Origin of the sequence: Leptothoe kymatousa TAU-MAC 1615 (assembly GCF_018739865.1) — a bacterium.
GTDB classification, from domain to species: domain Bacteria; phylum Cyanobacteriota; class Cyanobacteriia; order Phormidesmidales; family Phormidesmidaceae; genus Leptothoe; species Leptothoe kymatousa.
The window spans coordinates 1-15,146 of record NZ_JADOER010000004.1 but is presented as its reverse complement, the minus strand read 5'-3'; the positions used below and the strand labels follow the sequence as shown (position 1 = coordinate 15,146).

The 15,146-nt window shown below is 51.1% G+C and carries 13 protein-coding genes and 1 pseudogene; 8 read left to right on the top strand and 6 right to left on the bottom strand.

The genetic code is table 11. The annotated features are described in order from the left end of the window. Window positions 1-113: 113 nt before the first annotated feature. Genes IXB28_RS02640 through IXB28_RS02630 form a run of 3 tightly spaced genes read right to left on the bottom strand, consistent with a single transcriptional unit; the run spans window position 114 to window position 4,685 of the window. Complete coding sequence (locus IXB28_RS02640; RefSeq protein WP_246559596.1) at window positions 114-1,256, bottom strand: CO2 hydration protein; 1,143 nt, start codon at window positions 1,254-1,256, stop codon at window positions 114-116. Between the two features lie 8 nt (window positions 1,257-1,264). Then, the gene (locus tag IXB28_RS02635; RefSeq protein WP_215617000.1) at window positions 1,265-2,839 is read right to left on the bottom strand and encodes an NADH-quinone oxidoreductase subunit M; all 1,575 of its coding nucleotides are present in this window, start codon (window positions 2,837-2,839) and stop codon (window positions 1,265-1,267) included. A gap of 10 nt (window positions 2,840-2,849) precedes the next feature. Further along, window positions 2,850-4,685: an NAD(P)H-quinone oxidoreductase subunit F gene (locus IXB28_RS02630; RefSeq protein ID WP_215616999.1), complete on the bottom strand. Its 1,836-nt coding sequence runs from the start codon at window positions 4,683-4,685 to the stop codon at window positions 2,850-2,852. Between the two features lie 680 nt (window positions 4,686-5,365). Here IXB28_RS02630 and IXB28_RS02625 point away from each other — a divergent pair. The 6 genes from IXB28_RS02625 (at window position 5,366) to IXB28_RS02600 (ending at window position 10,105) form a co-directional block, all read left to right on the top strand. After that, complete coding sequence (locus IXB28_RS02625) at window positions 5,366-5,674, top strand: carbon dioxide-concentrating mechanism protein CcmK (protein ID WP_006518194.1); 309 nt, start codon at window positions 5,366-5,368, stop codon at window positions 5,672-5,674. A 54-nt stretch (window positions 5,675-5,728) separates the two neighbouring features. Beyond that, window positions 5,729-6,067: a carbon dioxide-concentrating mechanism protein CcmK gene (locus tag IXB28_RS02620; protein ID WP_006518195.1), complete on the top strand. Its 339-nt coding sequence runs from the start codon at window positions 5,729-5,731 to the stop codon at window positions 6,065-6,067. Between the two features lie 3 nt (window positions 6,068-6,070). Further along, window positions 6,071-6,373 carry a EutN/CcmL family microcompartment protein gene (locus tag IXB28_RS02615; RefSeq protein ID WP_215616998.1) on the top strand — a complete coding sequence of 101 codons (303 nt, stop codon included), beginning with the start codon at window positions 6,071-6,073 and terminating at the stop codon, window positions 6,371-6,373. Window positions 6,374-6,413: 40 nt separating this feature from the next. Beyond that, window positions 6,414-8,405: a ribulose bisphosphate carboxylase small subunit gene (locus tag IXB28_RS02610; protein ID WP_215616997.1), complete on the top strand. Its 1,992-nt coding sequence runs from the start codon at window positions 6,414-6,416 to the stop codon at window positions 8,403-8,405. Between the two features lie 27 nt (window positions 8,406-8,432). Further along, entirely contained in the window at window positions 8,433-9,161 is a 729-nt protein-coding gene (locus IXB28_RS02605; protein ID WP_215616996.1) for an LbetaH domain-containing protein, read from the top strand. A gap of 86 nt (window positions 9,162-9,247) precedes the next feature. Beyond that, entirely contained in the window at window positions 9,248-10,105 is an 858-nt protein-coding gene (locus IXB28_RS02600; RefSeq protein ID WP_215616995.1) for a carbon dioxide-concentrating mechanism protein CcmK, read from the top strand. Between the two features lie 130 nt (window positions 10,106-10,235). Here the strand turns inward: IXB28_RS02600 and IXB28_RS02595 are convergent, their stop codons facing one another. After that, window positions 10,236-10,697 (bottom strand): DM13 domain-containing protein, encoded by a 462-nt coding sequence (locus tag IXB28_RS02595; RefSeq protein WP_215616994.1) that lies wholly within the window; start codon window positions 10,695-10,697, stop codon window positions 10,236-10,238. Window positions 10,698-11,195: 498 nt separating this feature from the next. Between IXB28_RS02595 and IXB28_RS02590 the strand changes: the two genes are divergently transcribed. Then, window positions 11,196-12,761, top strand: a complete 1,566-nt coding sequence (locus IXB28_RS02590; protein WP_216862949.1) for a phosphate ABC transporter substrate-binding/OmpA family protein — start codon at window positions 11,196-11,198, stop codon at window positions 12,759-12,761. Here IXB28_RS02590 and IXB28_RS16885 read toward each other — a convergent pair. After that, window positions 12,751-13,623 (bottom strand): 4a-hydroxytetrahydrobiopterin dehydratase, encoded by an 873-nt coding sequence (locus tag IXB28_RS16885; protein WP_215616993.1) that lies wholly within the window; start codon window positions 13,621-13,623, stop codon window positions 12,751-12,753. The genes IXB28_RS02590 and IXB28_RS16885 overlap by 11 nt on opposite strands. 119 nt (window positions 13,624-13,742) lie before the next feature. Between IXB28_RS16885 and IXB28_RS02580 the strand changes: the two genes are divergently transcribed. Further along, on the top strand, window positions 13,743-14,447 hold the full coding sequence (locus IXB28_RS02580; RefSeq protein WP_215616992.1) for a TIGR02466 family protein: 705 nt from the start codon (window positions 13,743-13,745) through the stop codon (window positions 14,445-14,447). Window positions 14,448-14,507: 60 nt separating this feature from the next. On the opposite strand, the pseudogene IXB28_RS02575 reads toward IXB28_RS02580, so the two are convergent. Continuing rightward, window positions 14,508-15,146: pseudogene (locus IXB28_RS02575) on the bottom strand (hypothetical protein); the annotation flags it as partial.

The window sequence follows — 15,146 nt, the reverse complement described above, 5'->3', positions numbered from 1 at the left end:
ACGCTGATCACGATGCATTGGGCCAATGGTTATAAACTCTCAAGGATTTTTTTGATTTCCCCGCCGGGGCAGTGACGGGCTAATTTCCCCATGGGGAAATTAGCTAGTACACGCTAATCTGAGCCTAAAGGATTGGTTTGTACCGCCTCCAGCTGAGACGTGGCTAAGCGATCCATCCACACCATCAAAAACTCACGATTGGCCTGAATATCGTCTGGTTCAGTGGCCCCTGCCCCCTTGGGCAACAGCCCCACCAGGGCCGCATTGGTCACACAGAACATCGAACGCTGAAAACTGGCGCAAATCTTCACGCGCACATCCCCCAATTGGCGGACGGTCTGCATGTAATACTCTTCCATATAGTCAGGCATATGGCGGAACATATCCTGCATCAGCAGCGTGGGTGGAATGCCGCTACCGCCAATGGGCAATGGATCTGCATACAGGGCGCCGTAGGTAAAGCGACTTTGATCGGGCGAAATTTGCTGGGCCTGAGCGTTGTAGGAAACCGTGCCCAAAAAGGGACCACCCCGGAAGAAAATGGACTCCACGTAGGGAATGGCGGTATCCACCAAGAATGTAAGCCCGGCTGAGGCAGGCAAAATATCGTACATTTTGCCGCCAATGTTGACGCTATAGGTGATGGGGCGAGCGGCATCGGCCACTAGACCATCTTTAACGTGTTCAACAATCTGGGCAATATGCTCAATCTCTCCCTTTCGATAGCGCGCGGCTAATGAGGTAAAAATATCGCTCATTACTCGCCAGAACTGCCCCAGACCACTGTAGTAACAGAGCTGGCGAATCTGTTCGATCAGGAACTCGGGGAAGACTCGATGGAACACCTGTAGGACGGGATTGTATTTGATTTTGGCTGCGATCGCAGCCTCACAATTAGCCCGAAATTCATCGGTGTCAAGATAGGCATCTAAGCCACCGCCACCGTGCCACATCATGGCCTTCATGGTGTACTCGGCATACTCATAATTGATGCGATCGTGCCAAAAATGCCGCCACATTCTGGCCGGATTAATCTCCCCATCAAAATACTTAAAGATGGGAAACAAATTCAAAAACTGAGTATCGGCAACGTGGTTTAGATTGATTGAATAAAAATCCAAAACAATGCCATAACTATCCAGCGCTCCCATCACCTCGATCACATTTTCGGGGGTATCGGGCAGCAGGGTCTCCCCCGACAAAATGCGTTCAGCGTAGTGGGCAAACGGATGCACATTGTTTAACTTAGAATGCATAGTTTGAGTCATAGCGCACAGTCTCCATCCGAACAGGTGGCAATATCTGTTGAAGCATTGGCAAGGGGCTCAGAAGCACTATAGGACGACAGCTCCAGCTTGATCGGCATCGCCTCATACATGGCCGTTGTCGTCGGTTCAATCCAACGAGTCATCCAACTGGGGCTAAGACCAAATACAAACAACAAACCAACTAGCAAAAGGGCCGGCAATCGATCTTGCAAAGTCACCACCGGCAGCACAGGATCTTGCTCCACCGCCTGATCTTCAGATGTGGCCAAGCGGCCAAAGAAGGCGCGATTGACCAACAACAAAAAGTAAACCGCCGTCAAGCCAGACCCCAAGAGACACAGCAATGTCTGGGGCGCAAAGCTAACAAAGCTACCGCGATAGACAATAAATTCAGAAATAAAGCCCACCATGCCAGGAATACCAGCACTGGCCATGACCGCCAGCACCATGGCACTGCCGATCAACGGCATACCCCGTTCAGGATTGAGTAACCCCCGCAAAACCTTCAGGTCGCGGGTCCCGGTTTTCTTATAAACCACGCCCACCACCAAAAACAGTAGCGCCGAGATAAATCCATGGCTCACCATCTGAAATACGGTGCCCACAAAACTCAAAGGGTTCGAAGAGGCCGCGGCCAGCAGCACATAGCCCATATGGCCAACAGAACTGTAGGCCACCATTTTCTTCATATCGGTTTGGGCAATGGCCGCCAAAGAACCGTAGAGAACACTAGCAACAGCCCACCAAGCCAAATAGGGGGCCAAATCCACCCACACTTCGGAAAATGTAACCACCCCAAATCGGAAAAGACCGTAGGTACCCAGCTTTAGCAACACACCGGCCAACAGCACCGAAATCGGAGTGGATGCCTGTACGTGGGCATCTGGCAACCAGGTATGGAGAGGAAATAGGGGAATTTTGATCCCAAACCCGATGAGCAAAGCCGCCAACAGTACCGCCTGCTGAATCCACGGCAACCCGTAGGCCATCGTAGAACTGTAGTCAAAACTTTCGGCCCCACTCAGCCACACTAAACCAAGGAAAGAGGCCAGAATGAGGATGCCGGATATCGCCGTATAGATTAAAAACTTAGTGGCCGCATACCCCCGCTGGGCACCACCCCAAATAGCAATTAAAAGATAGAGGGGAATCAGCTCTAGCTCATAAAAGATAAAGAAGAGAAGCAGGTTTTGAGCAACAAAAGCACCCGCCACCGCAAAGGTAATAACCAGCAACAGCGAATAGTAAAGGCGAGGGCGACGCACGTCATCATCGCTGGCATATACCGCCACCAGCGACAGTAAGCTGTTGATAATCACCAACGGCAGCGATAGCCCGTCAAGGCCCAGCTCGTAACCCAAACCTAATTCGTCGAGCCAGGGAACGGACTCAACAAATTGCATGCCAACATTGGCCAGATCAAACTGGATCAGCAAATACAAGCTGACGACAAGATTGACCACCAGAAAGATCATGCTAAGGCGTTTAGCATCTCGACTGGCTAATTTGCTGGGCCAACAACTGACGAACAGCGCTCCCAGCAATGGAATTAATAACAGTGCACTCAGCATCAGCACCTCCTTACCACATTGCCCACGTCATCAAAAAGCCCAATAGGCTAACACCGACCACGATGGTCAAGATATATCCCTGGGACTGACCTGAAATGCTATATTTCAAGCCCTCACCACTCATCAAAGAGGCCATGCCCACAAGGTTGACGGCACCGTCTACCACATAGCGATCAAACCAGCTAACAATGCGCGAAAACTGACTCACGAGAAACACAACCGTTACCCGATACAGCTGCTCAGTGTAGAAGTCATTGGCCAACAAGTCTTGAAGCACTCGCATGGGTCGCTGGGTGGAGCGCAATAGGGAATGGCTCAAAGTCACGGTGCATCCCAACCCCAATCCGATCAAACCGGACAGAATCAAAGCGCCAAACACCCAGGGATTCCAATATCGCAGCGGCGGCAGCAGGGACATACGCACAAATGCCACGGGCAAAACCAACACAAAAATACTGAGGCCAATCATGGGTGTGGCCATCAGCCAGTTAGCTTCAGGAGAACGACGGGTTTTGGGGGTGGGGTCTCCCAAGAACACCAAGCGAAAAATACGCACCAGATTAAAGACCGTTAGGGCATTTACCAGGAGGAAGACCCCCGACAGCAATGGATGCTCCCGGTGCAAAAAGTCCACCCCTAGCTGCAACGCCCAAAAACCACCCAGGGGAAGCACCCCCACAAGACCAGCACCGCCCACAACAAAGGCGATGGTCGTCGCTGGCATCCGAGACCCAATGCCGCCCAGTTCGGTCATGTCCTGACAACTGGTGTTGTTGATAATTGCTCCAGTGCTCATAAACATCAGCGCCTTAGCCACCGCATGGGTGAGCAGCAAGCCCAAGGCTACGCCGGGCCACTCTGCCCCAACGGCAACAAACACCAAACCAATGTAGGCACTGGTGGAATAGGAAAGTGTGCGCTTGAGGTCCACTTGGGCAATGGAGACAAGGGAAGCGCCAATGGCCGTTGTAGTACCGATGGCAATCAGCGCCGTGAGCGCCAAAGGCGAGATCACAACAATAGGCTGCAGCTTAATCAGCACATAGGCACCACAGGTGACCACCACAGAGTTACGCAAAATTGAGGCTGGGCTAGGGCCTTCCATGGCTTCATCCAGCCACAGGTGCAATGGGAACTGAGCACACTTACCGGTGGGTCCCGCAATTAGGGCAAGACCGAGCAGACTAGAGGCCAGGGGACCAATATCAGCGGTTTTGACCCATTCGTACATCTCGTTGTAGTGCAGGTCACCGGCCCAACTGGCCAGCCCCAACACCCCCATCAACAAGAGAATATCCCCCACACGCTTGGTCAAAAAGGCATCTCGAGCGGCCTTGACCACCAGGGGCTGTGCATACCAGAAACCAACAATCAGGTAGGTTGACAGGGTCAATGTTTCGAGCAAGAAGTAGGCCAAGAAGAAAGACCCACTGAGCAATACTCCGTTTACCGCGCCTTCGAAAAATCCTAATAGAGAGAAAAACCGAGCCAGGGCCCACTCTTTCTCCATGTAGCCTAGGCCATAAATTTGAGCCAACAGTGATAGCCCGGTGGAAAGCTCCATAACACCGAGGTTGAGCACCGACAAGTCCAAATCGAAGCTAAGACTTAAATCGGCCACCTGCAACCAGGGCACTTCAAGCTGTACTGCGCCCACATTCCAGATACCCATGAACACGACGGTGCCATGGAGAAATGCGATCGCAGTCATGAATATATTGATATAGACCGCAGGTCTAGACCCTGTCCGCTGCACCATCCCTGTAGACCAGGGCAAGGACAAAATAACTCCTATAAACCCATAAATGGGTATGAGCCAACTTAACTCAATCAGAGACTGCATCATTGCATCAAAGAGCTCACCAGCAACCTACAACACCTCAGCCAGGCAATTACGCTACGCAAAACCCGCTGTAGCATCAGAACGCGGACCAAACCGAACATCCTGACACAGGTTCAAAGCGACTCCAGAGGACGAATAGCACGGACAATCACAACAACCAGACACGCTAAAAGACTCAGGAGCAAACTCTGTGAATGTGATCCAAAAGCCCAGATAAAAATCTATGGCTTTTTTTAGAATCACATACTTTTCTTTATGGTACCTGATGAACAGCGCCTCAAAGAAACCTCTCTATTGACTAGCCAACCCTATTTTCCAGCGAATCATCCCCAATATTTTCCACCAATCGCTACGCCCAAAATCAGCACAACCGCCCTAAGCACAAATACTCAATCAAATTCGCCACACATTAAGCGCCGCAATGCACAGCAACATTTCCTTACACTTTGCAGCAAACAATCATCAGCGTTGATAATGCTTAACATTAGAAACAATCATTGAGACTTATATTGTCAAACGGCTAACCCCCTCGTATTCTGAAATGTAGTCATGGAGTTATTGCAGACTAACGGTTTGCAAGATGAGTCTCGGTCTACTGAGGGAGCCCATAAAGCTTTTGAATGTAGGTCACCTGAGACAGAGATGCTTGAACTAAAGCTGTTTTATCTAGGAGATTTACGACAATGCCGATTGCCGTTGGAATGATTGAGACGCGCGGTTTTCCCGCTGTTGTAGAAGCTGCTGACGCGATGGTCAAGGCGGCCCGTGTGACCCTAGTTGGCTACGAAAAAATCGGTAGCGGTCGTGTAACCGTTATCGTTCGTGGCGACGTATCTGAGGTTCAGGCGTCGGTTGCTGCTGGCATTGAATCAGCTAAGCGCGTCAACGGTGGTGAAGTGCTTTCCACCCACATTATTGCCCGCCCCCACGAAAACTTGGAGTTCGTGCTGCCCATTCGCTACACCGAAGCAGTTGAACAGTTCAGAACCTAGGTTTTGAACCAAGTTACTGAATAAAAATAGTCAGCATACTAAGGTAGAAAATCGATGGCAATCGCAGTAGGAATGGTTGAGACCCTGGGTTTTCCAGCGGTCGTTGAGGCGGCTGACGCTATGGTCAAAGCTGCCCGTGTGACCCTAGTTGGTTACGAAAAAATTGGTAGCGGTCGTGTAACCGTTATCGTTCGTGGCGACGTGTCTGAAGTACAGGCATCAGTTGCTGCTGGCGTTGAAAATGTTAAGCGCGTGAATGGTGGTCAGACCCTGTCTACCCACATCATCGCTCGCCCCCACGAGAACCTAGAGTTCGTTCTGCCTATTCGCTACACCGAAGCTGTTGAGCAGTTTCGTGAGAGCGTTAGTGGCATTCGCCCCTACGGTAGATAAAGCATGCGCCTAGGCAAGGTTCGTGGCACGGTTGTTAGTACCTGCAAGGAACCGAGTCTAACGGGTGTTAAATTCTTGCTAATTCAGTTTATTAGCGAGGATGGTGACTTACTTCCAGACTATGAAGTAGCAGCTGATGTCGTGGGTGCTGGACCTGGAGAATGGGTTCTAGTTACTCGCGGCAGCTCTGCACGTCAGCACAGAGGCTATGAAGAGAGGCCGGTTGATGCTGCCGTGGTTGCCATTGTCGATACCGTTAGCTTGGATTCTGGTTCGCTTTACAACAAGCGTGAGGATTTTCGTTAAAGCTTATTCGGGAGGATAGGAGCCAATGGTGCAACAAGCCATGGCAACATCCCCTGCCCAATATCAATCGATCGTAAAACCGTTGATTGATCCTACCGCCTTCGTTCATTCGTTTTCTCAGGTCGTAGGTGGTGTTTATGTTGGGGCTGAGGTATCCATTGCTCCTGGCACCTCAATCCGGGCAGATGAGGGATTGCCCTTTTATATCAGTAGTCATTGCGATATTCAGGACGGTGTTGTCATACACGGTCTTAGCAAAGGCTGTGTACTCGGAGACAACGGCAATTCCTATGCTGTTTGGTTATCTCCAAATGTCACTCTGACCCACAAGGTATTGATCCATGGGCCAGCCTATTTAGGCGAGGGCTGTTTTGTTGGCTTTAGGTCAACAATTTTCAATGCGCGCTTGGGTGAGGGTGTGATCGTCATGATGCATGCCTTGGTGCAAGATGTTGAAGTGCCGCCGGGACGGTGCGTCCCTTCTGGTGCAGTGATTACGACCCAGGCCCAGGCCGACGCTCTACCCCAGGTAACCCAGGCCGATCTGGCGTTGGTTAGAGATATAGTCGGACCCCATATTCACGAGCGCTCCCACGACCAATCCACGGGGAACGCTTCAAAAACCTCTTTTAAATATCCCGATGGTGCAGCCAATGCTGTGTCCATTGACTCTGCCCGCCCAGCGGCGAGCGCTCCTTACACCCCATACACCACCGATAATGTTGGTATAGATACTATGCAAGCACTAGCACCCGAAGTTGTTCAACAGGTCCGTCAGTTTTTAGCTCAAGGCTATAAAGTTGGTTCCGAGTATGCGGACAAACGACGCTATCGCAGTGGCGTATGGCAAAGCTGTCCGGTTGTACAGTCCAACCGCGAAGGCGAGGTCCTCGGTTCCCTAGAAAGGTGTCTGGCAGAGCATCAGGGGAGCTATGTGCGTATTTTTGGCATCGACCCCGTGGGCAAGAGTCGGGTGGGTATGATGACCGTTCAACGTCCTGACGGTAAGCCAGTTGAGGCCAATCGAAGCACTACAGCCCCCGCTGCTGCTGCCACATCTAGCGGTGGTGCTGGTGCCGCAAAAACGGTTGTCGCAGATATTGCGGGTCAGGTGCGCGCCTGGATACGGCAGGGATTCAAAATTGGTACTGAGCATGCTGACAAGCGTCGCTTCCGCAGTGGTGTGTGGCAAACTTGCAGTCCCATTACCACCAATCACGAAGCTGAGGCATTGGCGGCTTTGGAAGGCTGCTTAGCAGAACATGCGGGTGAGTATGTGCGCATGTTTGGGATTGATCCTGTTGCTAAAAGTCGCATTTCACCCATCACAATTCAGCGCGGCGATGGCAAGCCCGCCACCATTAATTCAAATGGTGCAGCGGCTGCACCTGCTGCGACCCAAAACGGCAGTGCGCCCACTACCAGTGGCGATCTAGTGCCTCAAATTCGTTCCATTCTGGCCCAAGGTCAAAAGATTGGAATTGAGTTTGCCGATAAGCGCCGGTACCGCAGTGGCATATGGCAGACAGCCCCTGCCATATCTGCATCCAGCGAGTCTGCGGCTCTGGCGGCCGTGCAGCAAGTACTTGCTGCACACAGCAACGACTATGTACGTATTTTCGCCATTGATGCCCGGGTGAAACAGCGTGGTCGTGCTCTTACTATCCAGAAGCCTGGTCAATCAGTAAATGTGTCATCAAATGGTGCCGCTCAGCCAGCTACAGGTGGATATAGTAGCGCTGGCTCCGCAAAGAGCAACGGCAGCAGCGCTACTGTAAGTGCTGATTTAGCGCAACAGGTAACTCAGTTAGTAAACCAGGGCTATCGGGTCAGCACTGAGTATGCCGACAAGCGTCGCTATAGCAGTGGTGCATGGCAAACGGGCACGCCCATCAGCGGTAACCGCCCGTCTGAAGTGATTGCGGCCCTTAAGGCTCAGCTAGCTGAATATTCTGGCCATTATGTACGTCTGGTTGGCGTTGACCCCCGCGCCAAATGTCGTGTGCTAGAAACTACTATTCAGCGTCCATAGTCTAACGTCGTCTCTAGGGCCGTCGCGATGGAACCCTCGCCTCTACATTTTGTGAGTCACACCCATTATTATCGCGGCGGCGACATTGTTATCGATGAGTCTGCTGCGATCGCACCCGGTGTTGTCTTTCGGGCATCTCCCGGTGCCTCCATCCGAGTTGGCCCTGGCGTATGTATTGGCGCAGGGGTGGTTATTCAAGCCAAAAAGGGCTGCGTTTTTATTGAGTCCGGTGCCAGTTTGGGTACAGGGGTGTTGGTTGTAGGGCATGGTCACATCGGCAAAGATGCCTGTATTGGGCCATCCAGCACCCTGATGAATCCGGCGGTCGCCGCCAACGAAATTATTCCACCTTGTTCTTTGCTAAGTAGCAGTAGCTCCCAACCATCGAACCAAGGTGCATCTACTCCACACCAGGAAAGTGGGACTACGTTCCACACACCTAACTTTCAATCCCAGGATGGGCCAGTGCCCTCTGTGCCGATTACGCCGCGTACATCTCCCACGGTTCAGCCCCAGGCCGTTTCCCCCAAGCCCGTTGATGTGCCAGATTTGGGGCCTACAGCTGCCGCTCACCAAAATGGCAGTGGCGAGACTTTCAACCAGGGCAATGGCACTCATTCCACATCCGCCGCACCATCCGCTGTGGTCGCCCAAAATCACGACGTTTATGGTCGTGACCACCTCAACAGCTTACTATCTGCATTATTTCCCCATCGCCAACCCCTAAATAATGGAAATACGGGTGGTGAATCGTAAAAAGACTCTTAGAATAGGGAATACATAATATCTGATCGACTAAAACACTGATTCAAGGCCTTGCCTAACGCTACTTGAGATTCACAATGCCAGCAGAATCCTTCGCTCTCGCTACTTCCACAGACAAAGCCAGGTCACTACTGAACCGGGTAAAGGATTCAGCTCTCGGGATTGTGTCAACGGAAAGTTTTCCAGCCATCATCGGTGTGGCCGATGCCATGATGAAATCGTCGAACGTATATCTCGTTGGCTACGAGAAAACCGGCGGTGGGCAATGTAGCGCCATTGTGCGGGGTGGCGTAGCCGATGTGCGCATGGCGGTGCATGCTGGGGTGGAGACGGGCAAACAGTTTGGTCAGTTGGTGTCGTCATCCCTCATTCCTAGGCCCATGGCCGATATGGAAAAGGTGCTGCCGATTTTACCCAGAATTAGCGAATTGGAAGGCGTCGGTGAAACCCATATGAGTAGCGGCGCCATTGGTTTGTTAGAGACCCGAGGGTTTCCGGCCATGGTTGGTGCGGCGGATGCCATGACCAAATCGGCGGAGGTGGAGCTTATCTCCCACGAAACGATTGGTGAAGGGCTGTGCACAATTTTGATTCGTGGGTCGCTGTCGAATGTTGCGATCGCAGTGGAAGCCGGTATGCACGAAGCTGAACGCATCGGCGAGCTCAGCGCCGTGATGGTTATTCCCCGTCCGCTAAATGATTTAGAGCGCAGCCTACCGAAGGTGAAGCAAGCCAAGACCGAGAAGCCACAGAAGGTACAGCTACCGCTGAAACTAGACAAGCGTCAGAAAGAACTTATGCCTGCCGAGGCTCCTGTGGTAGAGGTGCAAAAACAAAAGCAGTTAGATTTACCGGAGCCCGAGTTGTTGCAGGCTCAGCCACCCACCATAGAGGTACAGTCACAAAAACCGTTAGATTTACCCGAGTTTGAATAATCTGGGTGATGCATCCCAAAGGATGCCCTGGTTGTTATCCTTCGCCGTAACCAACAGGAGCTAAGGGCAATCCTACTTGGTTGCCCTTAGCTTCCCATATGGCATCAATTTCAAGCACTTGGTTTTGGGCTTAAAGATCTGCGTAGCCAAAGGTGACGTTAAACTCTTCGCACCAGATGGCAACAGATTCATAATCTTCGATATTAATATCCTCAGGAATTAAATATCGCTGGGCACCGTCGAAGCTTTGCAGGTCGCCCACATAAACATAATCACTTTCATCCAGGCTAACGGGCACAGAATCTCCAGTATGCAGAACGACCTGAACCGCAGGGCCACGGGCCGTACTAAAGCCAGCATCAAATTCTAGGTAGCGCTGACCATCTTTCTCCACAATGCGGGCCGTACCCGTGGTGGCCTTGGCTTGTTCAACGGTCACGAACTGACCTGACGAAATAACACTTTTCGCTACGGCCTGAGTAACGCTGGGCTGCTCAGCTAGGGCATCAGCAACGGTAGCCATTTGGGCAAAGGGCACGGCAACAGCGGTGAGCATAATCGCCGACAAACTGGTAGAAAGTAGATTTTTCATGGGGTTGTGTCTCCTAAATCAGTGAAGCTTGGGTACGCTTGGTGCGCTGCTTGATTATCAATATCCTAGATGTGTCTGAGTCCCAGTTGATTTCTTTCTAAAGGGGCCATAAATGCTATCTGAATAATTCTGAGGAAACTTTCTAAAGGGGCCATAAATGCTATCTGAATAATTCTGAGGAAACTTTCTAAAGGGGCCATAAATGCTATCTGAATAATTCTGAGGAAGCTTGATGATCGAAATCACATTGCCCCAAAGCCAGGGGCTGCCACATTTTAGATAGGGTCCTTGGGCACCACCGAAGATATCGAAAATATGCGTCTTATTGCTCAAAAATGCTGCTTTTTCGGATTTAAAGCGCCATCAGTGTATAGAGTATTGTGCCCAGCAATGTTTGAAGACCCTAGGGAAGCTCAGAAAGCGATGATTTCTGAGCCCTAAGTAATCCCAAAACAATCTCCGTATTGTGCTGACCTCATAGTACATACCCTGTAGGTAATGTATGGGAAGCTACTGGAGATTGAATTCGTGTCAGGTCGCATCGGTGGAGCACCACCCATTGTCTACGTTTTAGGTATTTTTGCAGTCTCCGTAGGATTTTGGAGTTTAAAGGGCACCTTTGTCTCCTCATCTGCGCAACGGCCAGTCGCTGGTGCTGATGACAGCACGGGTGAGCTCGTGATCCTGGGTGACACATTTAGTGGCTACAGCACATTTCGCGCCCCCGAGTTCAATGCAGAACTTGAGCAATCCGACATATCACTGCGGTTTGAAAATGAATTTGACCAGGCAACACGGGCAGCTCGGTTAGAAGATGGCACGGCAGACCTGATTGTTACCACGCTGGATCAATATCTCAAACACGAACCCGATGGCAAAATTGTTGGCCTAATCGATCGGACTGTCGGCGCTGATGCGGTGGTGCTCAATACGCCGAAATATCCTAATTTAAAGTCGCTGAATGACTTAAGTCAGCTAGTGGCCGACGGGAACCCTTTGAGTTTGGCCTATGCGGCGGATACCCCCAGTGAATTTTTAGCCCAGGTGTTAGACATTCGCTTTGATGGATTTAATCTATCGGACTTTAACCATATAAAAGTGGCGGAGGCGTCTGAAGCTTGGAAAGAATTACAGACATCTAAGGCAGATATTGCCGTTGCGGTGCTTTGGGAACCGTTTGTGAGTCAGGCGCGGGAAGGCGGGCATACGGTCGTGCTTTCTAGCCAGGATGCACCGACGGCAATTTTGGATGTGATTGTGGCCTCGGATCAGTTGATTTGGGAAGAGCAGCAAAAGCTGACCGAATTTTTATCCACCTACTATCGTCGTATGGACCAGGCAATCCAAGACGATAGTCCGTTGAAAACCTTGATCCAAACCGATGGCGATCTATCGGAAGCGCAAACGGATCTGGTGATAGACGGCATTGACTTCTTTACCTCCATCGAAGCGGGACGTTGGATGGAGGATGGCACCCTGGCAAAGCGCATTGATGCCACAGCGGCGATTCTGGTACTGTCTGGGCAAATGACCGATGTGCCCATAGCCGAGGAGCTATACAACAATCAGTTTATGGCGGAGGCGGTGGCCAATACGGAATCGCTAATTGCCATGGTGGAGGCGGATAATCCTGAGTTGGCGGGGTTTCTTCGGGGAGATACGGGCAAAACCTCGGCGGAACTAACGCCTGAGGCGATTCAAGCGTCGCAACCCATCGGTGACTTGGACTTTAAGGGGGAGATTAAGTTTGAGGTGGGGTCTGTTGCGATCGCGCAAGAAAGTCAACAAGCCCTGACGGAACTCGCTAACGAAATCAAAGAGTTCAACACCGAAACCGTAGCCATCCAAATTATTGGCCACACCTCCCAAACCGGTGGTGCCGCCGAAAACCAACGCCTAAGCCAGGCCCGGGCAGAGGCCGTTGTCGCCTATCTCAAAAGCAAAGCGGTTAAACACAATATTTCTGCCGAAGGCAAAGGCTTTAGCGAACTACTCCCCGCCATCCCCCCGGCAGATCCCCGCCACCAGCGCACAGAAATTCGCCTGGTACGCATTAATCAATAGCCGCCCCCGGAAATTCCCCATAGGCATGATCAAGATATTTCGCCAGCTGAATATCTCGATCCGAAATCGCATGGCCAATATCCCAGGTGGTCAAATATACATTCAGCGTGCGCCAAAGGTTCTCCCACCGGGGATGGTGCATAGCAATGTCACAGCCAGGGGCCACCTGGTGCATAAAACCAATGGCATCAGAAAAGCTCTTAAACCGATAGCTACGGCATAGCTCAGTTCTAACCTTAGTCAGATCTTGAGGTAAAGGGCTAGACACGATTTTCCAGCTCGCAAGGGACGCACCCAGGGCAATGCTGATCTTTTCCTCAGAAAGGGGATCAGGCTTTTCCGGTGGTGGCGTCGGATAAACCTGACTGTCGCCCATCTCCCCACGATCAGCCTGGGTCGTCTCAACTTCCATACGCAGCTGTTGCAGCACCAGCTGAATATCATGATCCCAATAGGCATCACGAATATCCACCGCCTGCCATTGGACCAAATCACGAATAGACTCCGGTAGCTTATCAACGGGGGGTAGTTTCGCCCCTTTCACCAACACCGGCAACAGCTTTTTATCCGTCGTCAGCGCTCGTTCAATCTCTCGCCGTACCCAATCTTGGGGTTGATCAATGCGGCGCATGCCCCACTCATCACTAATGCGCAACCAGTCTGGACCAATCACAACCAGGACAATTTGGGCTGCGGTTAACGCATCCTCTAATTCTTGGGCCCATTCGGTGCCCACATCAATAGCGGCCGTGTCCATAAACACTGTGCCACCCTGTAGCTCTTTAGTAATCGAACTATACAAACGACCTGCTTCAGAGGTACTGTCAGCCCTACGGTAGCTAATAAAGATTTGCTCAGACACCGTTACAACGCATTAACTCGACGGCAATTTTCAAATTGTGCTATATGATTCATCACGGCTTCTAGCTGATGTATTAGAAGCTTATATTTGTTGATAAATGTTTAGTGGAGACGCGTTGCATGCCCGTTGATACCTGGTTTCCACTGGCGGTTTATTATGAAGACCTGCCGGAAGCCACGGACCACAAAAAGCAGCTAATGGATGCGGTGCTGCAGCTAGAACGGGATGGCTATGAGCGCAGGGCATGGCCTGAGATGGCTTGGACGGGGGACCTCCATGGTGCAGAGCAGATCCACACGGATCCTCGGTTTGGTTGGATTGTGGGCCAGGTGGAAAGCCATGTGCAGGCTTATCTGAAAGCGCTGGGTTTGGACCTAAACCAGATTGACCTTTACATTCAGCGGGCCTGGCCTGTAATCTCTCGCCATCAGCAGGAGGTGGGGGCCCACTGCCATAATACATCCCACGTTAGTGCTGTGTACTATGTGTCGGTGCCGAACTCGGGCAGTGATGAGGCGGGCAGTTTGGTATTTTTTGATGATAGTCGGCCCAATGAGGTGAGCCCTGGGCTAGGCAGTGAGAATACAAATATTGTTGTGGATTGGAATGGGCTAAATCAGGATCAGGCGATGTATGCGCCCACGGAGGGACGGTTGGTTTTGTTTCCGTCGAAGCAGCGCCATGGGGTGACGGTGAATCATACGGAAGGGGAACGGATTTCGTTGTCGTTTGATATTGTGTTGGCGGCGAAACCGGGCAGCGCGGCAGGCAGCTATGAGTTTTTGTTGCCGCCGCCGGAACAGTGGAAGAGATTTGGACGGTAGGGTGTGCACCGCGCACCGTTGGATTGTTTTCGCTATTTTCAACCCACCAAGCCGAGGCAATTATGCATCCATAAACCCTTTCAGGGCAGCCACTACGGGTTTAACCACTGGATGATCGATGGCTTCTTCGAGGGCGGTGCTGCCCCCTTCTTTGAGGGCGTTGACGACTCGGGCTTTGAGCGTAGGGTTGTTGTCAACGGATTCGACAAGCTTGGCCGTCATCATAGTTTGACCAACAGGGGTGGTAGCGTCGTAGTCGGTTTCGAGTTGGGTGAGCAACTCTTTGATGTCTTTGGCTGCTTGGGTCAGGTTCTGGCTGTTGTTGATTTGGGTGTTGATTTTGTCGCCTATGACTTTGTCGCCTGCGATGTTGTCGCCAGAACCGTATTGGTGGATGGTGTTATTCATCAGAATATCCTCTATTTGACTATCTTGGAAGTTAATTTGACTGCCTTTTATAGTGATTGAACTTACTTGCTTTGTAAGAGAACCAACTTTCTCGTTGTTTTCTTCATGTGTTGATCTGAAATTCACCAAGTCGAATGCTTCAAGAGTATTATCAGCAACAAGACAAGTTAACTGGTTTAATAAGGATTCGTTATTGTTTACATACAAAGAATAAAGAACCTGGCACTGGTCGGCTAACAGGACATACTGGATAAGCCTTGGCTCGTAAGCAATTCCATCATCGTGAACGGA

Excerpts from the sequence above, each read along its gene's own strand:
- IXB28_RS02640 (WP_246559596.1), bottom strand. The coding sequence starts at position 1,256 with ATGCATTCTAAGTTAAACAATGTGCATCCGTTTGCCCACTACGCTGAA.
- IXB28_RS02635 (WP_215617000.1), bottom strand. The coding sequence starts at position 2,839 with ATGCTGAGTGCACTGTTATTAATTCCATTGCTGGGAGCGCTGTTCGTC.
- IXB28_RS02630 (WP_215616999.1), bottom strand. The coding sequence starts at position 4,685 with ATGATGCAGTCTCTGATTGAGTTAAGTTGGCTCATACCCATTTATGGG.
- IXB28_RS02625 (WP_006518194.1), top strand. The coding sequence starts at position 5,366 with ATGCCGATTGCCGTTGGAATGATTGAGACGCGCGGTTTTCCCGCTGTT.
- IXB28_RS02620 (WP_006518195.1), top strand. The coding sequence starts at position 5,729 with ATGGCAATCGCAGTAGGAATGGTTGAGACCCTGGGTTTTCCAGCGGTC.
- IXB28_RS02615 (WP_215616998.1), top strand. The coding sequence starts at position 6,071 with ATGCGCCTAGGCAAGGTTCGTGGCACGGTTGTTAGTACCTGCAAGGAA.
- IXB28_RS02610 (WP_215616997.1), top strand. The coding sequence starts at position 6,414 with ATGGCAACATCCCCTGCCCAATATCAATCGATCGTAAAACCGTTGATT.
- IXB28_RS02605 (WP_215616996.1), top strand. The coding sequence starts at position 8,433 with ATGGAACCCTCGCCTCTACATTTTGTGAGTCACACCCATTATTATCGC.
- IXB28_RS02600 (WP_215616995.1), top strand. The coding sequence starts at position 9,248 with ATGCCAGCAGAATCCTTCGCTCTCGCTACTTCCACAGACAAAGCCAGG.
- IXB28_RS02595 (WP_215616994.1), bottom strand. The coding sequence starts at position 10,697 with ATGAAAAATCTACTTTCTACCAGTTTGTCGGCGATTATGCTCACCGCT.
- IXB28_RS02590 (WP_216862949.1), top strand. The coding sequence starts at position 11,196 with ATGTATGGGAAGCTACTGGAGATTGAATTCGTGTCAGGTCGCATCGGT.
- IXB28_RS02580 (WP_215616992.1), top strand. The coding sequence starts at position 13,743 with ATGCCCGTTGATACCTGGTTTCCACTGGCGGTTTATTATGAAGACCTG.